This is a genomic window from Pseudomonas fildesensis (assembly GCF_001050345.1).
In the GTDB taxonomy this organism is placed as follows: Bacteria; Pseudomonadota; Gammaproteobacteria; order Pseudomonadales; family Pseudomonadaceae; genus Aquipseudomonas; species Aquipseudomonas fildesensis.
This window is the reverse complement of sequence record NZ_LFMW01000001.1, coordinates 385,144-405,843: the sequence shown is the minus strand read 5'-3', so window position 1 is coordinate 405,843 and position 20,700 is coordinate 385,144. Positions and strand designations below refer to the sequence as shown.

The window sequence follows — 20,700 nt, the reverse complement described above, 5'->3', positions numbered from 1 at the left end:
CGCAATGGCTCAGCAGGGCAGTGGTTATCAGGCTCGCTATAAACGCATTCTACTCAAGCTTAGCGGCGAGGCCCTGATGGGCTCGGAAGAGTTCGGGATCGATCCCAAGGTGCTCGACCGCATGGCGCTGGAAGTCGGCCAACTGGTCGGCATCGGTGTTCAGGTCGGTCTGGTGATTGGCGGTGGCAACCTGTTCCGCGGCGCGGCACTGAGTGCGGCCGGCATGGACCGGGTAACCGGCGACCACATGGGCATGCTGGCCACTGTGATGAACGCCCTGGCCATGCGTGACGCTCTGGAGCGCGCGAATATCACCGCTATCGTCATGTCGGCGATTTCCATGGTTGGCGTAACCGATCACTACGATCGTCGCAAAGCCATGCGCCACCTGGATGCCAAGGAAGTAGTGATTTTCGCTGCCGGTACCGGCAACCCGTTCTTCACCACCGATTCGGCAGCGTGCCTGCGCGGTATCGAAATCAACGCAGACGTGGTGCTCAAGGCCACCAAGGTTGACGGTGTTTACACTGCAGACCCATTCAAAGACCCGCATGCCGAGAAGTTCGATCATCTGACCTACGATGAAGTGCTGGATCGCAAGCTGGGTGTAATGGACCTGACGGCTATCTGCCTGTGCCGCGACCACAAGATGCCGCTGCGCGTATTTAACATGAACAAGCCCGGCGCCCTGCTGAACATCGTACACGGCGGCGCAGAAGGGACTCTGATCGAGGAAGGCCAACAATGATCAACGAAATCAAGAAAGACGCTCAAGAGCGTATGCAGAAATCCCTGGACTCTCTGAACCATGCATTTGGTCAGATCCGTACCGGCAAGGCACACCCAAGCATCCTGGGCAGCGTGATGGTGCCGTATTACGGCACGGACACGTCGATTACCCAGGTCGCCAACATCACCGTAAAAGACTCGCGCACCCTGCAAGTCGTGGCCTTCGAGCGCAACATGCTCGGCGCCGTTGACAAGGCGATCCAAAGCGCCGGCCTGAACCTCAACCCGACCAACCTCGGCGAGTTGTTGCTGATCTCCATGCCTGCCCTGACCGAAGAAACCCGCAAGGGCTTCACCAAGCAGGCGCGCAGCGCAGCTGAAGATGCACGTGTTGCCGTGCGCAATATCCGTCGTGATGCCTTGGGTGACCTGAAGAAGCTGGTCAAGGACAAGGAAATCAGCGAAGACGAAGAGCGTCGTGCCGTCGCCGATATCGATAAGCTGACCAAGGATGCGGAGGCTCAGATTACCAAGGCCACCGACGATAAAGAAAAGGACCTGATGGCCGTATAAGGGGTCAGGACGCCTTCATGGAAAAGACCAAGCAGACTGTGCCCGCCGTGGTGCCGCGCCATGTCGCGATCATCATGGACGGGAATAATCGCTGGGCGAAAAAACGCTTTATGCCGGGTGTCGCCGGGCATAAAGCGGGTGTCGATGCGGTACGGGCGGTGATTGAAGTGTGTGCCGAGGCCAAGGTTGAAGTGTTGACCTTGTTCGCCTTCTCCAGTGAAAACTGGCAGCGACCGGCTGAAGAAGTCAGCGCCTTGATGGACCTGTTTTTCAAGGCCCTGCGTCGTGAGGCCAAGCGCCTCAACGACAACCACATCAGCTTGCGCATCATTGGTGATCGCTCGCGGTTCCATCCGGAGTTGCAGACGGCCATGCGCGAAGCCGAGGCTATCACTGCCGGTGCCAACCGTTTTGTGCTGCAGATTGCAGCCAACTACGGCGGCCAGTGGGATATCGCCCAGGCGGCACAGCGGCTGGCCCGCGAAGTGCTGGCCGGTCATCTGCGACCGGACGACATTACGCCCGAACTGTTGCAAACCTGCCTGGTGACTGGCGACCTGCCATTGCCTGACTTGTGTATTCGTACCGGTGGTGAGCACCGCATCAGTAATTTCCTGTTGTGGCAGCTGGCTTACACCGAGCTGTACTTCTCCGACCTGTTCTGGCCGGACTTCAAACACGATGCCATGCGTAATGCGCTGGCCGATTTCGCTTCCCGTCAGCGTCGCTTCGGTAAAACGAGCGAGCAGATCGAAGCTGGAGCCCGGGTTTAAATGCTTAAACAACGAATCATCACAGCACTGATCCTGCTGCCGATTGCCTTGTGTGGGTTTTTCCTGCTTGAGGGTTCCGGCTTTGCGCTGTTTATCGGCCTGGTCGTGACTTTGGGGGCCTGGGAATGGGCGCGCCTTGCTGGTTTCAACGCTCAGTTGCCGCGCGTGGCGTACGCCGCTGTCGTGGCGCTGTTGCTGTTCCTGATGTACATCCTTCCGGACATCGCGCCCTGGGTATTGGGCGCGTCTGTGTTGTGGTGGGCATTGGCAACGTTCCTGGTGCTGACCTATCCGCGCACCAGTGGCCAGTGGTCCAGCGTCGCCTGCAAGTTGGTGATTGGCTTGTTGATCCTGCTGCCAGCCTGGCAGGGTTTGGTGGAGATCAAGCGTTTCCCGATCGGCAACGAGTTGATCCTGGCCGTGATGGTGCTGGTTTGGGGGGCTGATATCGGCGCCTACTTTTCCGGTCGGGCCTTCGGCAAGCGCAAGCTTGCGCCCGCCGTCAGTCCTGGCAAGAGCTGGGAAGGCGTGTATGGCGGCCTGGCATTGACGCTGCTGATCACGCTGGTGGTCGGTGTGGTACGTGATTGGTCGGTGCAGGAAATACTCCTGGCGCTGCTGGGCACAGCCATCGTTGTATTCATCTCGGTGGTGGGCGACCTCACCGAGAGCATGTTCAAGCGCCAGGCCGGGATCAAGGACAGCAGCAACCTGCTGCCGGGTCATGGCGGCGTGCTGGACCGTATCGACAGCCTCACTGCCGCGATCCCGATCTTTGCCGTGCTGTTATGGATGACCGCTTCGTGAGCCGCCTGCAGCAGGTCACCGTGCTGGGCGCGACTGGCTCGGTAGGGTTGAGTACCCTTGATGTCATTGCTCGTCACCCTGAGCGCTATCAAGTCTTTGCTCTCACCGGGTTCACTCGCCTGAGTGAGTTGCTGGCCCTGTGCGTGCGCCATGCGCCACGTTTCGCTGTCGTGCCTGAGGCTGCTGCTGCACGGGGCTTGCAGGATGATCTGCGAGCGGCCGGGCTTGCCACTCAAGTGTTGGTGGGAGAGGAGGGGTTGTGCCAGGTGTCGGCCGATGCCGAAGTTGATACCGTGGTGGCCGCCATCGTCGGTGCTGCGGGCTTGCGTCCGACCTTGGCGGCTGTCGACGCCGGAAAAAAAATTCTACTGGCCAACAAAGAAGCACTGGTCATGTCTGGTGCGCTGTTTATGCAGGCGGTGCGCAAGAGCGGGGCGGTGCTGCTGCCGCTCGACAGCGAGCACAACGCCATCTTCCAGTGCATGCCCGGTGATTTTGCCCGGGGTTTGAGCCAGGTCGGTGTGCGCCGGATTCTGCTGACGGCTTCAGGTGGCCCTTTCCGGCAGACCCCGCTGGCTGAGTTGGAGCACGTGTCTCCGGACCAGGCGTGCGCCCATCCGAACTGGTCTATGGGGCGCAAGATCTCCGTGGATTCGGCGAGCATGATGAACAAGGGCCTGGAATTGATCGAGGCGTGCTGGCTGTTCGATGCACAGCCCGAGCAGGTCGTGGTGGTTATTCACCCCCAAAGTGTGATTCATTCCCTGGTCGACTATGTGGACGGTTCGGTATTGGCGCAGTTGGGCAACCCCGATATGCGCACGCCGATCGCGAATGCCCTGGCCTGGCCAGAGCGGATTGACTCCGGCGTGGCACCCTTGGACCTGTTTGCCATCGCGCGCCTGGACTTTGAAGCGCCGGACGAGCAGCGCTTTCCGTGCCTGCGTCTGGCGCGACAAGCAGCCGAGGCGGGTAACAGCGCGCCGGCGATGCTCAATGCGGCTAATGAGGTGGCGGTGGCGGCGTTTCTTGATCGGCGCATCCGCTTTCCGCAGATCGCGAGTATCATCGAGGACGTCCTGGGGCTTGAGCCCGTGGTGGTCGTGAATGATTTGGGGGCAGTGTTCGAGGCGGATACAAAGGCCCGGACCCTGGCCCAACAATGGTTGAACCGCAACGCGCGCTAGTTTGTGGGCGCGTTTGAGCCTTCAGGCACTGGATTGGAATGCGGAGAAATTAGATGAGTGCGCTCTACATGATTGTCGGCACCCTGGTTGCTCTGGGTGTGCTGGTTACCTTCCACGAATTTGGCCACTTCTGGGTGGCGCGTCGTTGCGGCGTCAAGGTATTGCGCTTTTCCGTCGGTTTCGGCATGCCGTTGCTGCGCTGGCATGACCGCCGTGGCACTGAGTTCGTGATTGCGGCCATTCCCCTGGGTGGCTACGTCAAGATGCTCGATGAGCGCGAAGGCGAAGTGCCGGCGGATCAGCTGGACCAGTCCTTCAATCGCAAGACCGTTCGTCAGCGTATCGCTATTGTTGCCGCTGGCCCGATCGCCAATTTCCTGTTGGCGATGGTGTTCTTCTGGGTCCTGGCCATTATGGGCAGCGAGCAGGTTCGCCCTGTGATCGGTGCGGTCGAGGCGGACAGTATGGCAGCCAAGGCCGGCCTGATTGCCGGGCAGGAAATTGTTTCCATTGATGGCGAGCCGACCACCGGTTGGGGCGCGGTCAATCTGCAGTTGGTACGCCGCCTGGGTGAAAGTGGCACCGTCAACGTGGTGGTGCGCGAACAGGATTCCACCACCGAGACCCCGCGTGAGCTGGCTCTCGACCATTGGCTCAAGGGCGCCGATGAGCCGGATCCGATCAAATCCCTGGGTATTCGTCCGTGGCGTCCGTCCTTGCCGCCAGTGCTTGCCGAGCTGGATCCGAAAGGTCCGGCCCAGGCCGCAGGTCTGAAAACTGGCGACCGCTTGCTGGCTCTCGATGGCCAGACGCTGGGTGACTGGCAGCAAGTGGTCGACCTGGTACGTGTACGGCCTGATACCAAAATTGTGCTGAAAGTTGAGCGCGAGGGTGCTCAAATCGACGTCCCCGTGACGCTGTCGGTTCGTGGGGAAGCCAAGGCGGCCGGGGGTTACCTCGGTGCCGGAGTGAAGAGTCCGGAGTGGCCGCCGTCGATGGTACGTGAGGTCAGCTTCGGGCCGTTGGCCGCGATTGGCGAGGGTGCGAAACGCACTTGGACCATGAGTGTGCTGACCCTCGAATCCCTCAAGAAAATGTTGTTCGGCGAGCTCTCGGTAAAAAACTTGAGTGGACCGATAACCATTGCTAAAGTGGCGGGCGCTTCTGCCCAGTCGGGTGTCGCGGATTTCCTGAATTTCCTGGCTTATCTGAGTATTAGCCTTGGGGTTCTGAATTTGTTGCCCATTCCAGTATTGGATGGGGGGCATCTGTTGTTTTATCTGGTCGAGTGGGCGCGTGGTCGCCCCTTGTCGGATCGGGTGCAGGGTTGGGGGATACAGATCGGTATCAGTTTGGTGGTCGGAGTGATGTTGTTAGCTCTGGTCAACGATCTGGGACGACTGTAACGCTTCGCTGAATTGCGAATCTGCCGCATTTTGCGGCAGTTTGTTTATTGCCAGTTGGAATAAGAAAGGACTTCATGAAACGTCTGCTGCTAACTGCGGTTCTCACCGTATTGATGATCGCCGAAGTTCACGCCGAGTCCTTCACCATCTCCGATATTCGCGTCAACGGCCTCCAGCGGGTTTCCGCGGGTAGCGTCTTTGGTGCCTTGCCGTTGAACGTCGGGGAACAGGCTGATGACCGTCGCCTGGTGGAATCCACTCGTGCGCTGTTCAAAACCGGTTTCTTTCAAGACATCCAACTGGGTCGCGAAGGCAACGTCCTGGTCATCACCGTCGTCGAGCGACCTTCCGTCGCCAGTATCGAGATCGAAGGCAACAAGGCGATCTCCACTGAAGACTTGATGAAGGGTCTCAAACAATCCGGTCTGGCTGAGGGCGAGATCTTCCAGCGCGCCACCCTTGAAGGTGTGCGTAACGAGCTGCAACGCCAGTACGTTGCCCAGGGTCGTTACTCCGCGAGCGTGGAAACCGAAGTGATCCCGCAGCCTCGTAACCGTGTCGGCCTCAAGGTCAACATCAACGAAGGCACCGTGGCGGCCATTCAGCACATCAACGTGGTGGGCAACACCAAGTTTGCTGATGAAGACCTGATCGACCTGTTCGAACTCAAAACTACCAACTGGTTGTCGTTCTTCAAGAACGATGACAAGTACGCCCGTGAAAAGCTTTCCGGTGACCTGGAGCGCCTGCGTTCCTACTATCTGGACCGTGGCTATATCAATATGGATATCGCTTCGACCCAGGTGTCCATCACCCCGGACAAAAAACACGTGTACATCACCGTCAACGTTAACGAAGGTGAGAAGTACAAGGTTCGTGACGTCAAGCTGAGCGGTGACTTGAAAGTGCCTGAAGACCAGGTCAAGTCCCTGTTGCTGGTGCAGAAAGACCAGGTGTTCTCGCGCAAGCTGATGACCACCACGTCCGAGCTGATCACCCGTCGCCTGGGTAACGAAGGCTATACCTTCGCCAACGTCAACGGCGTACCGACCCCACACGATGATGACCACACCGTGGACATCACCTTCGTGGTCGACCCAGGCAAGCGTGCCTACGTGAATCGCATCAACTTCCGTGGCAACACCAAGTCTGCGGACGAAGTGCTGCGTCGTGAAATGCGTCAGATGGAAGGTGGCTGGGCGTCGACTTACCTCATCGATCAGTCCAAGACCCGTCTTGAACGCCTGGGTTTCTTCAAGGAAGTAAACGTTGAAACCCCGGCTGTTCCGGGTGTAGACGACCAGGTTGACGTGAACTATGCCGTAGAAGAACAGGCGTCGGGTTCGATCACTGCCAGCGTCGGTTTCGCACAGAGTGCCGGTCTGATCCTTGGTGGTTCGATCACCCAGAACAACTTCCTCGGTACCGGTAACAAGGTTTCCATCGGCCTGACCCGAAGCGAATACCAGAGCCGCTATAACTTCGGTTATGTCGACCCCTACTGGACGGCTGACGGTGTGAGCCTGGGCTACAACGCCTTCTATCGCACCACCGACTACAAAGACCTCGACGTTGACGTAGCAAGCTATGCGATCGACAGCCTGGGTGCGGGCGTCAACATCGGTTACCCGATCAGTGAGACCTCGCGTCTGACCTTCGGCCTGACCGCGCAACAGGATGAGATCAAGACCGGTGTTTACACCGTGGATGAAATCTTCGACTTCACTCGCCGTGAAGGCGATAAGTTCCTGAACTTCAAGGCGTCTGCCGGCTGGTCCGAGTCGACCCTGAACAAAGGCGTACTGGCGACCCGTGGTCATTCCCAGAGCTTGACCCTGGAAACCACCACGCCGGGCAGCGACCTGTCGTTCTTCAAACTCGACTACCGCGGCCAGTTGTTCCAGCCGTTGAGCGATAACTACACCATGCGCCTGCACACCGAGCTGGGCTATGGCGACGGTTATGGTTCGACCAATGGCTTGCCGTTCTATGAAAACTACTATGCTGGTGGTTTCAACTCGGTACGTGGCTTCAAGGACAGCACGCTGGGCCCACGTGGTACCCCGAGCCGTGGTTTCGCTCAAACCGGTAACCAGGGCACTGTGGCTGACTCGGACAACGACCCGCTGCCGTTCGGTGGTAACGTGTTGATCCAGGGTGGCGCGGAGATCCTGTTCCCACTGCCGTTCGTGAAAGATCAGCGTTCCCTGCGTACGTCGGTCTTCTGGGACGTGGGTAACGTGTTCGACTCCAAATGCGAGCAGATCAAAAACCCAAGTGGCTTGAAGTCCAATACTCAGTGCAACGATGTGAGCCTCAGCAACCTGGCGAGCTCCGTGGGTGTCGGCGTGACATGGGTAACTGCGCTTGGTCCGTTGAGCTTTGCTCTGGCTATGCCGATCAAGAAACCGGATAACGCTGAAACCCAGATTTTCCAATTCTCCCTCGGCCAGACGTTCTAAGCGTCTGACCCAAGATAACGACAACGGATTCTGTAGGAGTACATCGTGCGTAAGTTGACTCAATTGGTTCTGCTGGCAACTGTGCTGGTAACCACCCCGGCCTTCGCCGAAATGAAAATCGCCGTCCTGAACTATCAGATGGCCCTGCTGGAATCCGACGCGGCCAAGCGTTACGCCGTAGATGCCGAGAAAAAATTCGGTCCGCAACTGACCAAGCTGAAAACGTTGGAAAGCAGCGCCAAGGGCATCCAGGATCGTCTGGTCGCCGGTGGCGACAAGATGCAGCAAGGCGAGCGCGAGCGTCTGGAGCTTGAATTCAAGCAAAAGGCCCGTGACTACCAGTTCCAATCCAAGGAACTGAACGAAGCCAAGGCTGTTGCCGACCGCGAAATGCTCAAGCAGCTCAAGCCGAAACTCGACAGCGCTGTGGAAGAAGTCATCAAGAAAGGTGCCTTTGACCTCGTGTTCGAACGTGGCGCCGTGATTGACGTCAAGCCTCAATACGACATCACCCGCCAGGTGATCGAGCGCATGAACCAGCTGAAGTAAACCATGACCGCGACTATCAAGCTCGGCGAGTTGGCCGAGTTCCTGGGGGCCGCCTTGCGTGGCTCCAAGGAGAAAGAAATCACTGGGCTAGCCACCTTGCAGGAGGCTGGCCCAGCTCAGTTGAGCTTCCTCGCAAATCCCCAATACCGTAAGTACCTGGTCGACTGCCAGGCCGCAGCCGTGTTGCTGAAGGCCGCTGACGCCGAAGGGTATGCGGGAGATGCGTTGGTGGTGGCCGATCCGTACCTGTCCTACGCAAAAGCGTCGCACCTGTTCGATCCGAAGCCCAAGGCTGCCGGCGGGATTCATCCCTCGGCCGTGATCGCCGATGATGCTCAGGTTGACCCTGCGGCCAGCATTGGCGCCTTTGTCGTGATCGAGAGTGGCGCACGTATTGCTGCCGGTGTCACGGTAGGCGCGCATTGCTTTATCGGCGCGCGCTGTGAAGTCGGTGCCGATGGCTGGTTGGCTCCCCGCGTTACTCTGTACCACGATGTGCGTATCGGGCAGCGAGTGGTCATCCAGTCGGGTGCTGTGATCGGTGGCGAAGGCTTTGGCTTTGCCAATTCCAAAGGTGTTTGGCACAAGATTGCCCAGGTCGGCGGCGTATTGATCGGCGACGACGTGGAAATCGGTGTCAATACCGCTGTTGATCGTGGCGCATTGGCCGATACCGTGATCGGTAACGGCGTGAAGCTCGACAACCAGATCCAGATCGCCCACAACGTACAGATTGGCGATCACACCGCCATGGCGGCATGCGTGGGGATCTCCGGCAGCACCAAAATCGGCAAGCATTGCATGCTCGCCGGTGGCGTAGGGCTGGTGGGGCATATTGATATTTGCGACAACGTATTCATCACCGGCATGACCATGGTGACCCACTCGATTACCGAGCCAGGTGCCTATTCGTCCGGTACCGCCATGCAGCCCGCGGCTGAATGGCGCAAGAGTGCAGCACGTTTGAGGCAGCTCGACGACATGGCTCGACGCCTCAAACAGCTGGAAAAGCGTGTTGGGGACGTGACCCCTGGCGGTAATGCTTCATCAGAAGGCTGATACCATTTCCATATCAAGTGTGCACAGCCGCTAGACTGCCTCCTTGATTTGCTAGCGGGGCGTGCTTTTAGTCCGCCCGCCCCCAACTTTATTACAGGCTTCCCCCCGAAATGATGGACATCAACGAGATTCGCGAATACCTGCCTCACCGTTACCCGTTCCTGCTGGTGGACCGTGTAGTGGACCTGAATGTTGAGGAAAAGCGCATTCGTGCCTACAAGAATGTCAGCATCAACGAACCGTTCTTCAACGGTCACTTTCCCGCGCATCCCATCATGCCGGGCGTGTTGATCATCGAAGCGATGGCCCAGGCTGCCGGTATCCTTGGTTTCAAAATGCTCGACCTCAAGCCTGCCGACGGCACGCTTTACTATTTCGTGGGTTCCGACAAGTTGCGTTTTCGCAATCCGGTCACCCCGGGTGACCAGTTGATCCTGGAAGCCAAGTTCATCAGTTGCAAGCGCCAGATCTGGAAGTTCGAGTGCCAGGCATCGGTGGATGGCAAGCCGGTTTGCTCTGCAGAGATCATCTGTGCGGAACGCAAACTATGAGTTTGATTGACCCTCGCGCAATCATCGATCCGTCGGCCGTTCTGGCCGCCGACGTTGAGGTCGGCCCTTGGTCGATCATCGGCGCAGGTGTGGAAATCGGCGAGGGGACTGTCATCGGGCCGCACGTGATCCTCAAAGGTCCGACCCGCATTGGCAAACACAATCGCATCTACCAGTTTTCCTCGGTAGGCGAAGACACCCCCGACATGAAGTACAAGGGTGAAGAGACACGCCTGGTAATCGGTGATCACAACATCATCCGTGAAGGCGTGACCATTCACCGTGGCACCGTGCAGGATCGTGCCGAGACCACGTTGGGTGATCACAACCTGGTCATGGCCTATGCCCATATCGGCCACGACAGCGTGATCGGCAACCACTGCATCCTGGTCAACAACACCGCGTTGGCCGGCCATGTGCACGTTGACGATTGGGCGATCCTGTCCGGGTTCACCCTGGTGCATCAGTATTGCCATATCGGCGCCCACAGCTTTTCCGGCATGGGCACCGCCATCGGCAAGGATGTTCCGGCATTCGTCACGGTATTCGGCAACCCCGCCGAGGCCCGCAGCATGAACTTCGAAGGCATGCGCCGTCGTGGTTTCAGCGAAGACGCGATCCACGCCCTGCGTCGCGCCTATAAGGTGGTTTACCGCCAGGGGCTGACGGTTGACCAGGCCCTGACTGAACTGACCGAGCCGGCAGCGTTGTTTCCGGAAGTCGCGGTGTTCCGTGACTCGATCCAGGCGTCGACTCGCGGCATCACCCGCTAACCATGGCCAATCTGCGTATCGCGTTGGTGGCCGGAGAAGCTTCCGGCGATATTCTGGGTGCAGGTCTGATGCGGGCCCTGAAGGCCCAGCATCCGGCTGTGGAGTTCATCGGTGTCGGTGGCCCGCTGATGCAGGCCGAAGGCCTCACGTCCTACTTTCCCATGGAGCGCCTGTCGGTCATGGGGCTGGTGGAAGTGCTGGGCCGCCTGCGCGAGCTGCTGGCTCGGCGCAAGCTGCTGATTCAAGCCCTGATCGAAGAAAAGCCCGACGTCTTTATCGGTATCGACGCACCGGACTTCACCCTCAATATCGAACTCAAACTGCGTCAGGCCGGGATCAAGACCGTGCACTACGTCAGCCCCTCCGTGTGGGCGTGGCGGCAGAAACGCGTGCTGAAGATCCGCGAAGGCTGCGACCTGATGCTGACCCTGCTGCCGTTCGAAGCCAGGTTTTACGAAGAGAAGGGCGTGCCGGTGCGGTTTGTCGGGCACACGCTGGCTGACACCATTCCCCTGCAAGCGGATCGCGCTGCGGCGCGTGCTGAGCTGGGCCTGCCTGGCGGTCCGCTCGTAGCGCTGATGCCGGGCAGTCGTGGCGGCGAAGTCGGTCGGCTGGCCAGCGTGTTTTTCGATGCCGCCGAGCGCCTTCAGGCGTTGAAGCCTGGCGTACGCTTTGTATTGCCTTGCTCCAGCCCGCAACGTCGCGCGCAGATCGAAACATTGCTGGAAGGTCGTAACCTGCCGCTGACCCTGCTCGACGGCCAGTCGCACCTGGCCCTGGCGGCCTGTGATGCGGTGTTGATCGCCTCAGGCACCGCGACCCTGGAAGCCTTGCTGTACAAGCGCCCGATGGTAGTGGCTTATCGCCTCGCGCCGCTGACCTTCTGGATTCTCAAGCGCATGGTCAAGAGTCCCTACATCTCCTTGCCTAACCTGTTGGCCCAGCGTCTGCTGGTGCCGGAGTTGTTGCAGGACGATGCAACGCCCGAGGCCCTGGCGCAAACTCTACTGCCCTTGATCGACGGCGGCGAAGAACAGACCCGTGGTTTCGACGACATCCACCGCACCCTGCGCCGTGATGCCTCGAACCAGGCGGCTGATGCCGTGCTGACGTTGATCGGCCACAAACAGGAAACCCTATGACGAAGCAAATGGGCCTGGATTTCAGCCTTGTCGCCCAAGCCCACGAACTGGTGGCCGGTGTTGACGAAGTGGGGCGCGGTCCGCTGTGCGGCGCGGTGGTAACTGCGGCGGTGATCCTTGACCCGAACCGTCCGATCCTCGGCCTGAACGACTCGAAAAAACTCACCGAAGCTCGCCGCGAAAAGCTCTTCGACGAGATCTGTGAGAAAGCCTTGAGCTGGCATATTGCCCGGGCCGAAGTCGAAGAAATCGATGAGCTGAACATCCTCCACGCCACCATGCTGGCCATGCAGCGCGCAGTTGAAGGCCTGCACATCACGCCGAAACTGGCGATGATTGACGGCAACCGTTGCCCCAAACTGGCGATGCCGGCCGAAGCGGTGGTCAAGGGCGACAGCAAGGTGCCTGCCATCGCAGCCGCCTCGATCCTGGCCAAGGTCAGCCGTGACCGTGAAATGGCCGCGTTCGAATTGATCTACCCCGGCTATGGCATGGGTGGGCATAAAGGCTACCCGACGCCCGTTCATCTGGAAGCGTTGGCTCGTCTGGGCCCGACGCCGATCCACCGGCGCTCGTTTGCCCCGGTGCGCCAGGCTTACGAGCTGCGCGAGAGCCTGAGCGAGGTTTAGTTGCGAGGCTGATGTTTTTGCCAAGGCCCGGTACAATCCCGGGCCTTGTTGTTTCTAAGTTTCTAGACAGGATCACTATGCCGGCTTCATTCGTTCACCTGCGCCTGCACACTGAATACTCCCTGGTCGACGGCCTGGTACGGATCAAACCACTGGTCAAAACCCTGGTGGGCATGAATATGCCTGCGGTGGCGGTTACCGATCAGAACAACATGTGTTCCCTGGTCAAGTTTTACAAGAACGCCATGGGCGCCGGCATCAAGCCGATTTGCGGCGCCGACCTGTGGCTGTCCAACAAAGACCCGGATAACGCCTTGAGCCGCATCAGCCTGTTGGCGATGAACGGCGTGGGTTATCGCAACCTCACCGAACTGATTTCCCGCGGCTTCATCGACGGCCAGCGCAACGGCTCGATCATCATCGAGCGCGAGTGGGTGGCCGAGGCCAGCGAGGGCTTGATCATGCTCTCGGCGGCCAAAGAGGGTGAGGTCGGTATCGCGCTGCTCGGCGGCAACCCGCAGGAAGCCGAGGTGCTCGCCCGCGAGTGGATGCAGGTCTTCCCCGACCGTTTCTACCTCGAAGTGCAGCGCACCAACCGTCCCAACGATGAAGAGCATCTGCACGCCGCCGTGGCCCTGGCCGACAAGCTGGGCGCGCCGCTGGTGGCGACCAACGATGTGCGCTTTATCAAGAAGGAAGACTTCGAAGCCCACGAAACCCGCGTGTGCATCGGCGAAGGCCGGGCCCTGGACGACCCGCGCCGCTCGAAGAACTACAGCGAAGAGCAGTACCTGAAAAGTGCGGACGAAATGGCCGAGCTGTTCAGCGACCTGCCAGAGGCACTGGAAAACTCCGTCGAAATCGCCAAGCGCTGCAATATTGAAGTGAAGCTGGGCAAGCACTTCCTGCCCAACTTCCCGATTCCCGATGGCATGACCATCGACGAGTACTTCCGCAAGGTGTCGTTCGACGGCCTGGATGATCGTCTCTCCGTCCTGTTGCCCAAGGACACCACTGAAGACTACGAAGCCAAGCGCCAGGTCTATGTAGACCGGCTGAATTTCGAGCTGGATATCATTATCCAGATGGGGTTCCCCGGTTACTTCCTGATCGTAATGGACTTTATCCAGTGGGCCAAAAGCAACGGCGTACCGGTAGGTCCGGGCCGTGGGTCGGGTGCTGGGTCGCTGGTGGCCTATGTGCAGAAGATTACCGACCTCGACCCGCTGGAATATGACCTGCTGTTCGAACGGTTCCTGAACCCGGAACGGGTTTCCATGCCCGACTTCGACGTCGACTTCTGCATGGATGGCCGCGACCGAGTCATCGAGTACGTGGCCGAAAAATACGGCCGCAACGCGGTAAGCCAGATCATCACCTTCGGTTCCATGGCGGCGAAAGCGGTAATCCGCGACGTGGCCCGGGTGCAGGGCAAGTCCTACGGCCTGGCGGATCGCCTGTCGAAGATGATCCCGTTCGAAGTCGGCATGACCCTGGAAAAAGCCTACGAGCAGGAAGAAATCCTGCGTGACTTCATCAAGATTGATGAAGAAGCGGCTGAAATCTGGGACATGGCGCGCAAGCTTGAAGGCGTGGTGCGTAACGTCGGTAAGCACGCCGGTGGTGTAGTCATCGCTCCCACCAAACTGACCGATTTTTCGCCAATCTATTGCGACGAAGAAGGCGGCGGCCTGGTAACCCAGTTCGACAAGGATGACGTAGAGGCGGCCGGCCTGGTGAAGTTCGACTTCCTCGGTCTGCGCACCCTGACGATCATCGACTGGGCGCTCAAGACCATCAACCGCGAGCGCGCCAAGGTCGACGAAGCGCCGCTGGATATCGCCTTTATTCCGCTGGACGACAAGCCGACCTACCAGTTGCTGCAAAAAGCCGAAACCACGGCGGTGTTCCAGCTTGAATCTCGTGGCATGAAAGAGCTGATCAAAAAGCTCAAGCCCGACTGCCTGGAAGACTTGATCGCATTGGTGGCCCTGTTCCGTCCGGGCCCGCTGCAATCGGGCATGGTGGATGACTTCATCAACCGTAAGCACGGTCGCGCCGAACTGGCCTACCCGCACTCCGATTATCAGTACGAAGGCCTGAAGCCCGTACTGGCACCGACCTACGGCATCATCCTGTATCAGGAACAGGTCATGCAGATTGCCCAGGTCATGGCCGGTTACACCCTCGGTGGTGCGGACATGCTGCGTCGCGCCATGGGTAAGAAAAAGCCAGAGGAAATGGCCAAGCAGCGCGGCGGTTTCATTGAGGGTTGCGCCGCCAACAACATCGACGCGGACCTGGCCGGCAACATTTTCGACCTGGTGGAAAAATTCGCCGGTTATGGCTTCAACAAGTCCCACTCCGCCGCCTACGGCCTGGTTTCGTACCAGACTGCCTGGCTGAAAGCCCACTACCCGGCGCCGTTCATGGCCGCGGTACTTTCGGCGGATATGCACAACACCGACAAGGTCGTGACCTTGATCGAGGAAGTGCGCACCATGAAGCTGCGCCTCGACGCGCCGGACGTGAACGCCTCAGAGTTCAAGTTCACGGTGAACGACGAAGGCCGGATTATTTATGGCCTGGGCGCGATCAAGGGCGTGGGCGAAGGCCCGGTGGAAGCAATCACCGAGGCGCGCCAGAACGGGCCGTTCAAGGACCTGTTCGATTTCTGCGCCCGCGTCGACCTCAAGCGCATTAACAAACGTACTCTTGATGGGCTGATCCGTAGCGGCGCTTTGGACCGTCTCGGCCCGTACTTCCATGACGAACCGAAGGCCTATCAGGCGAATATCGACCGCAACCGTGCGGTGCTGCTCACTGCCATGGAAGAAGCGATCAAGGCCGCCGAACAGACCGCCCGTACCCATGACAGCGGCCACGCCGACCTGTTTGGCGGGTTGTTCGTCGAAGAAGATGCGGATGTGTACGCGAACCACCGCAAGGCCAAGGAGCTGACCCTCAAGGAGCGGCTCAAGGGCGAGAAAGACACCCTGGGCCTGTACCTGACCGGCCACCCGATTGACGAATACGAAGGGGAAATCCGCCGTTTCGCTCGCCAGCGCATTATCGACCTGAAACCGGCGCGCGACACCCAGACCGTCGCCGGCATGATCATCGCCCTGCGGGTGATGAAAAATAAGAAGGGCGACAAGATGGGCTTTATCACGCTCGACGACCGCTCGGGGCGGATCGAGGCGTCGCTGTTTGCCGACGCGTTCCATTCTGCCCAGTCGTTGCTGCAGACCGACGCCATGGTCGTTGTGGAAGGTGAGGTCAGCAACGATGACTTCTCCGGCGGGCTGCGCCTGCGGATCAAGCGGGTGATGAGCATGGAAGACGCGCGCACCAACCTCGCAGAAAGCCTGCGCTTGAAGGTCAAGACCGAAGCACTCAAGGGCGATCAGCTACGCTGGTTGGGCGACTTGCTCAAGCGTCATCGTGGCGCATGCCCGGTGACCATGGAGTACACCGGCAGCGACGCCAAGGCGATGTTGCAGTTTGGCGAGACCTGGCGAATTGATCCCGCTGATGGCTTGATTCAAGCATTGCGTGACCAGTTCGGCCGTGACAACGTCTTCCTCCAATACCGTTGATGGTCAGGTAGTAGCACATAGCCTGATCTCGACGAAACATTTAATCTCGACCTAGCCGCGCCTCTCCCTTAAGGTAGGGCGCGAATAGACAACCGGCTGGCCAGGCACTGCTTGGCCGTCGACCCAAGACGGACGCTTATGAACCCGAATTTTCTTGATTTCGAACAGCCGATCGCTGACCTGCAAGCCAAGATTGAAGAACTGCGCCTGGTCGGCAATGACAATTCGCTGAACATCGGCGATGAGATCGCTCGCCTGCAAGACAAGAGCAGCACGCTCACCGAAGACATCTTCGGCAAGCTGACCAGCTGGCAGATCGCGCGCCTGGCTCGCCACCCGCGCCGTCCGTACACCCTGGACTACATCCAGCACATTTTCACCGAGTTCGACGAATTACACGGCGACCGCCACTTCTCTGATGACGCGGCCATCGTCGGCGGCATCGCTCGCCTGGACGATCAGCCGGTGATGGTGATCGGTCACCAGAAAGGCCGTGAAGTGCGCGAGAAAGTCCGCCGCAACTTCGGCATGCCGCGTCCGGAAGGCTACCGCAAGGCTTGCCGCCTGATGGAAATGGCCGAGCGCTTCAAGATGCCGATCCTGACCTTCATCGACACCCCGGGCGCTTACCCGGGCATTGATGCTGAAGAGCGTAACCAGAGCGAAGCAATCGCCTGGAACCTGCGTGTCATGGCCCGCCTGAAAACCCCGATCATCGCTACCGTGATTGGTGAAGGTGGTTCCGGCGGCGCATTGGCCATTGGCGTCTGCGATCAACTGAACATGCTGCAATATTCGACCTATGCGGTGATCTCGCCGGAAGGTTGCGCCTCGATTCTGTGGAAAACCGCCGAGAAAGCACCGGACGCTGCTGAAGCCATGGGCATCACGGCTGATCGCCTCAAGGGCCTGGGCATTGTCGACAAAGTGATCGCCGAGCCATTGGGCGGTGCCCACCGTGACCCGGCCGCTGCTGCCGCGTCCATCCGTGGCGAACTGGCTTCGCAACTGGCGATGCTCAAGAAGTTCGACAACGAAGCGCTGCTGGCCCGTCGTTATGAGCGTCTGATGAGCTACGGTCTCTAAGTCGACCCAATGATCGATCATTCCCACTCTCTGCGTGGGAATGTCGCCTGGGACGCTCCGCGTCCCGTCCTGCGTAAGGGGCGCGCGGAGCGTCACGGGATGCATTCCCACGCAGAGCGTGGGAACGATCATGCTCAGGGTGCTGCGATGAAATTACGATTATCCGCCAAACTCCTGCAAACCCTGGGCCCCTGGCGCAATGCCCCGGCCTGGCATATCGCATTCTCCGGTGGGCTTGATTCCACCGTTCTGCTGCACCTTCTGGCCTCCCTGGCCAACACCGAAACCCTCCCGCCATTAAGTGCGGTCCATGTCCATCATGGCCTGCAAGCTGCTGCTGACGCCTGGCCAAATCATTGTCAGTCGGTGTGTGAGCGCCTGGGCGTGCCCTTGCAGGTCATGCGTGTGCACGTGGATCCAGGCGCAAGCCTGGAGCGCGCAGCCCGCGATGCGCGTTATCAAGCGTTTACAGGCATTACCGGAGCAGGGGAGGTGTTGCTGACTGGGCAGCATCGCGATGATCAGGCTGAAACCCTGGTTTTTCGGCTTTTGCGTGGAGCCGGCGTGCGAGGCTTGGCGGCAATGCCTGTGTATCGTGCGCTGGGCGGTGGTCAGTTGGTGCGGCCGTTGCTGGATGTGCCGCGCGCAGAGCTGGAAGACTACGCGCATGAGCACCAGCTCAAGTGGATCGAAGATCCTTCTAACGTCGACCTGCGCTTCTCCCGCAATTACTTGCGCCACCGCGTGTTCCCGACGCTGACGGAGCGTTGGCCACAGGTTGTCTCAAGCCTGGCCCGTACCGCCGAACACCTCAGCGAAGCCCAAGGCCTGCTGAATGAGCTGGCGCAAATGGATCTGCAAGCTGCCCATCAGCCTTCACCATTTGCTTGGCTACCTTTGCCGAACCTGGCTCTGGCGCCCTTGCGCGAGCTTTCCGACGCCCGCCAGCGCAACGCCCTGCGCCATTGGCTCACGCCGCTGACCCGTCTACCCGACAGCGACCACTGGGCCGGCTGGAATTCGCTGCGCGATGCCAAGCATGACGCACAGCCCATATGGCGCTTGGCCGACGGTGAGCTGCACCGTTGCAACGAGCGCCTTTGGTGGTTGCCCTGCGCTTGGTCGGAATTTTCCCACGCATCGGTGAGCTGGCCCCATCCGCGAAACCCACTAGAGTTACCGGGCAACGGCCAGTTGAAATGTATCGGCGAGCCCCCCGAAGGCCCCTTGGTGGTCCGTTATCGTCAGGGCGGCGAGAGCATCGAAGTGCCGGGTCGCGGGCGGCGTGACTTGAAGCGCCTGCTAAACGAAAGTGCGCTGCCGGGTTTCGTCCGTGGCAGATTGCCGCTGCTGTATCAGGGCGAGCAATTGCTGGCTGTCCCAAGCCTTGCGGGGCTATGGGCCATGCCGCCGGGTGACTGGCAATTACATTGGATGCCACAGACCTGCGATCAAGGTTTGAGCTGATAGAGCCTTTCCGGTAGACTACGCTCCCTTCTTGATACAACTTCTGTGGATTCGACTGAATCGCAGCAGTTGCCGATTACCAAGCAGTCTTTGCTGGGCGATTCCAAAAAATGTGTAGCGATCAACGTACCGGTGTTTCATTACTGGTCTGTCACAACGCGGCGGTTTTTTTGAAAGGTGCACTGTGATTAATGCAGGTGATCGGGGGCTTCGGCCTTCCTTCGCTTTCCCCGGCGGCTCGGACCGCTTTAACGCAGACTTCTAGGGTTTTTCATGACGCGCTACATATTCGTCACGGGCGGTGTTGTTTCTTCATTGGGGAAAGGCATTGCCTCCGCTTCATTGGCGGCCATCCTGGAGGCGCGGGGACTTAAGGTCACCATGCTCAAGCTGGACCCGTACATCAACGTTGACCCGGGCACCATGAGCCCGTTCCAGCACGGGGAAGTGTTCGTCACCCACGACGGCGCCGAGACCGACCTGGACCTGGGCCACTACGAGCGGTTCATCCGCACGACCATGACCCAGAACAACAACTTCACCACCGGCCGTGTCTACGAACACGTCCTGCGCAAGGAGCGCCGTGGTGACTATCTGGGTGCAACCATCCAGGTAATCCCGCACATCACCGACGAAATCAAGCGCCGCATCATCAAGGGTGCAGGCGATGCCGACGTGGCGATGGTCGAGATCGGTGGCACCGTGGGTGACATCGAATCCCAACCGTTCCTCGAAGCCATCCGCCAGTTGCGTTTCGAAGTCGGCGCCAAGCGCGCGATGTTGATGCACCTGACACTGGTGCCGTACATCGCCACCGCCGGCGAAACCAAAACCAAGCCTACCCAGCACTCGGTCAAGGAGCTGCGCTCCATTGGCCTGCAGCCGGACGTGCTGGTCTGCCGCTCCGATCACCCGATCGACATTTCCTCGCGCCGCAAGATCGCGCAGTTCACCAACGTTGAAGAACGTGCGGTGATCGCCCTGGAAGACGCCGACACCATCTACAAGATCCCGGGCATCCTGCACTCGCAAGGCCTGGATGATTTTGTAGTCGAGCGTTTCGGCCTGCAATGCAACGGTGCGGACCTGTCCGAATGGGAAGCCGTGGTCGACGCCAAGCTCAACCCCGAGCATGAAGTCACCATCGCCATGGTCGGCAAGTACATGGAGCTGCTGGATGCGTACAAGTCGCTGATCGAAGCGATGAGTCACGCCGGCATCAGCAACCGCACCAAGGTCAACCTGCGCTACATCGACTCAGAAGACATCGAGAACCAGGGCACTGCGCTGCTCGAAGGTGTTGACGCGATCCTCGTTCCCGGCGGTTTCGGCCTGCGTGGCGTGGAAGGCAAGATCACTGCCGTGCAGTACGCTCGTGAAAACAAAGTGCCGTACCTGGGTATCTGCCTGGGCATGCAAGTGGCCGTCATTGAGTTCGCCCGTAACGTACTGGGCTGGAAAGACGCCAACTCCACCGAGTTCGATCACGCCAGCGGCCACCCGGTCGTGGGCCTGATCACCGAGTGGGAAGACGCCACCGGCGCCGTTGAAACCCGTACCGAAACTTCCGACATGGGTGGCACCATGCGCCTTGGCGCGCAGGATTGCCTGCTGGAGTCGGGTTCGCTGGTGCACGACTGCTACGGCAAGGACGTGATCGTCGAGCGTCACCGTCACCGTTACGAAGTGAACAACAACCTGCTGCCGCAGATCAAAGAAGCCGGCCTGAAAGTCTCCGGTCGCTCGGGTGATGGCAAGCTGGTTGAAGTGGTTGAGGCGCCGGATCATCCGTGGTTCGTGGCATGCCAGTTCCACCCTGAGTTCACCTCGACGCCGCGCGATGGTCACCCGTTGTTCAGCGGCTTCGTTAAAGCAGCACTGACGCAACATCAGAAGAAGGCGTAACCC

Annotated in this window: 17 protein-coding genes; all 17 read left to right on the top strand. The window is 59.4% G+C overall.

Annotated elements, in window-relative coordinates; all coding sequences use genetic code 11:
- Positions 1–4 precede the first annotated feature (4 nt).
- The 17 genes from pyrH (at position 5) to ACR52_RS01920 (ending at position 20,697) form a co-directional block, all read left to right on the top strand.
- Complete coding sequence (gene pyrH, locus ACR52_RS02000) at positions 5–748, top strand: UMP kinase (protein ID WP_048719949.1); 744 nt, start codon at positions 5–7, stop codon at positions 746–748.
- A complete protein-coding gene (gene frr, locus ACR52_RS01995; protein ID WP_048719947.1) occupies positions 745–1,302 on the top strand; it encodes a ribosome recycling factor in 558 nt (185 codons plus the stop codon). The genes pyrH and frr overlap by 4 nt, the downstream gene beginning before the upstream one ends.
- A 17-nt stretch (positions 1,303–1,319) precedes the next feature.
- Complete coding sequence (uppS, locus tag ACR52_RS01990) at positions 1,320–2,075, top strand: polyprenyl diphosphate synthase (RefSeq protein ID WP_048719945.1); 756 nt, start codon at positions 1,320–1,322, stop codon at positions 2,073–2,075.
- Complete coding sequence (locus ACR52_RS01985; protein WP_048719943.1) at positions 2,076–2,882, top strand: phosphatidate cytidylyltransferase; 807 nt, start codon at positions 2,076–2,078, stop codon at positions 2,880–2,882.
- On the top strand, positions 2,879–4,069 hold the full coding sequence (gene ispC, locus ACR52_RS01980) for a 1-deoxy-D-xylulose-5-phosphate reductoisomerase (RefSeq protein ID WP_048719942.1): 1,191 nt from the start codon (positions 2,879–2,881) through the stop codon (positions 4,067–4,069). Before ACR52_RS01985 ends, ispC begins: the two co-directional genes overlap by 4 nt.
- A 53-nt stretch (positions 4,070–4,122) precedes the next feature.
- Positions 4,123–5,475 (top strand): sigma E protease regulator RseP, encoded by a 1,353-nt coding sequence (gene rseP, locus ACR52_RS01975; protein WP_048719940.1) that lies wholly within the window; start codon positions 4,123–4,125, stop codon positions 5,473–5,475.
- Positions 5,476–5,549: 74 nt separating this feature from the next.
- The gene (gene bamA, locus ACR52_RS01970) at positions 5,550–7,937 is read left to right on the top strand and encodes an outer membrane protein assembly factor BamA (RefSeq protein ID WP_048719937.1); all 2,388 of its coding nucleotides are present in this window, start codon (positions 5,550–5,552) and stop codon (positions 7,935–7,937) included.
- A gap of 45 nt (positions 7,938–7,982) precedes the next feature.
- Complete coding sequence (locus ACR52_RS01965) at positions 7,983–8,486, top strand: OmpH family outer membrane protein (RefSeq protein ID WP_003189173.1); 504 nt, start codon at positions 7,983–7,985, stop codon at positions 8,484–8,486.
- Positions 8,487–8,489: 3 nt separating this feature from the next.
- Positions 8,490–9,545, top strand: coding sequence for a UDP-3-O-(3-hydroxymyristoyl)glucosamine N-acyltransferase (gene lpxD, locus ACR52_RS01960; protein ID WP_048719934.1), 1,056 nt, complete (start codon positions 8,490–8,492; stop codon positions 9,543–9,545).
- 110 nt (positions 9,546–9,655) lie between these two features.
- Positions 9,656–10,096 carry a 3-hydroxyacyl-ACP dehydratase FabZ gene (fabZ, locus tag ACR52_RS01955; protein WP_003172281.1) on the top strand — a complete coding sequence of 147 codons (441 nt, stop codon included), beginning with the start codon at positions 9,656–9,658 and terminating at the stop codon, positions 10,094–10,096.
- The gene (gene lpxA / locus ACR52_RS01950) at positions 10,093–10,869 is read left to right on the top strand and encodes an acyl-ACP--UDP-N-acetylglucosamine O-acyltransferase (RefSeq protein ID WP_048719932.1); all 777 of its coding nucleotides are present in this window, start codon (positions 10,093–10,095) and stop codon (positions 10,867–10,869) included. Before fabZ ends, lpxA begins: the two co-directional genes overlap by 4 nt.
- A gap of 2 nt (positions 10,870–10,871) precedes the next feature.
- Positions 10,872–12,011, top strand: coding sequence for a lipid-A-disaccharide synthase (gene lpxB / locus ACR52_RS01945; protein WP_048719930.1), 1,140 nt, complete (start codon positions 10,872–10,874; stop codon positions 12,009–12,011).
- Positions 12,008–12,640: a ribonuclease HII gene (gene rnhB / locus ACR52_RS01940; protein WP_048719929.1), complete on the top strand. Its 633-nt coding sequence runs from the start codon at positions 12,008–12,010 to the stop codon at positions 12,638–12,640. The genes lpxB and rnhB overlap by 4 nt, the downstream gene beginning before the upstream one ends.
- 77 nt (positions 12,641–12,717) lie before the next feature.
- Positions 12,718–16,239: a DNA polymerase III subunit alpha gene (gene dnaE, locus ACR52_RS01935; RefSeq protein WP_048719927.1), complete on the top strand. Its 3,522-nt coding sequence runs from the start codon at positions 12,718–12,720 to the stop codon at positions 16,237–16,239.
- A gap of 138 nt (positions 16,240–16,377) precedes the next feature.
- Entirely contained in the window at positions 16,378–17,325 is a 948-nt protein-coding gene (locus ACR52_RS01930; RefSeq protein ID WP_048719925.1) for an acetyl-CoA carboxylase carboxyltransferase subunit alpha, read from the top strand.
- A 147-nt stretch (positions 17,326–17,472) separates the two neighbouring features.
- Positions 17,473–18,792, top strand: a complete 1,320-nt coding sequence (gene tilS / locus ACR52_RS01925; protein ID WP_048719923.1) for a tRNA lysidine(34) synthetase TilS — start codon at positions 17,473–17,475, stop codon at positions 18,790–18,792.
- 273 nt (positions 18,793–19,065) lie between these two features.
- Positions 19,066–20,697 (top strand): CTP synthase, encoded by a 1,632-nt coding sequence (locus ACR52_RS01920; RefSeq protein ID WP_048719921.1) that lies wholly within the window; start codon positions 19,066–19,068, stop codon positions 20,695–20,697.
- Positions 20,698–20,700 lie beyond the last annotated feature (3 nt).

Excerpts from the sequence above, each read along its gene's own strand:
- lpxB (WP_048719930.1), top strand. The coding sequence starts at position 10,872 with ATGGCCAATCTGCGTATCGCGTTGGTGGCCGGAGAAGCTTCCGGCGAT.
- frr (WP_048719947.1), top strand. The coding sequence starts at position 745 with ATGATCAACGAAATCAAGAAAGACGCTCAAGAGCGTATGCAGAAATCC.
- lpxD (WP_048719934.1), top strand. The coding sequence starts at position 8,490 with ATGACCGCGACTATCAAGCTCGGCGAGTTGGCCGAGTTCCTGGGGGCC.
- ACR52_RS01920 (WP_048719921.1), top strand. The coding sequence starts at position 19,066 with ATGACGCGCTACATATTCGTCACGGGCGGTGTTGTTTCTTCATTGGGG.
- bamA (WP_048719937.1), top strand. The coding sequence starts at position 5,550 with ATGAAACGTCTGCTGCTAACTGCGGTTCTCACCGTATTGATGATCGCC.
- fabZ (WP_003172281.1), top strand. The coding sequence starts at position 9,656 with ATGATGGACATCAACGAGATTCGCGAATACCTGCCTCACCGTTACCCG.
- tilS (WP_048719923.1), top strand. The coding sequence starts at position 17,473 with ATGAAATTACGATTATCCGCCAAACTCCTGCAAACCCTGGGCCCCTGG.
- ACR52_RS01985 (WP_048719943.1), top strand. The coding sequence starts at position 2,076 with ATGCTTAAACAACGAATCATCACAGCACTGATCCTGCTGCCGATTGCC.
- rnhB (WP_048719929.1), top strand. The coding sequence starts at position 12,008 with ATGACGAAGCAAATGGGCCTGGATTTCAGCCTTGTCGCCCAAGCCCAC.
- rseP (WP_048719940.1), top strand. The coding sequence starts at position 4,123 with ATGAGTGCGCTCTACATGATTGTCGGCACCCTGGTTGCTCTGGGTGTG.
- uppS (WP_048719945.1), top strand. The coding sequence starts at position 1,320 with ATGGAAAAGACCAAGCAGACTGTGCCCGCCGTGGTGCCGCGCCATGTC.
- pyrH (WP_048719949.1), top strand. The coding sequence starts at position 5 with ATGGCTCAGCAGGGCAGTGGTTATCAGGCTCGCTATAAACGCATTCTA.
- lpxA (WP_048719932.1), top strand. The coding sequence starts at position 10,093 with ATGAGTTTGATTGACCCTCGCGCAATCATCGATCCGTCGGCCGTTCTG.
- dnaE (WP_048719927.1), top strand. The coding sequence starts at position 12,718 with ATGCCGGCTTCATTCGTTCACCTGCGCCTGCACACTGAATACTCCCTG.
- ACR52_RS01930 (WP_048719925.1), top strand. The coding sequence starts at position 16,378 with ATGAACCCGAATTTTCTTGATTTCGAACAGCCGATCGCTGACCTGCAA.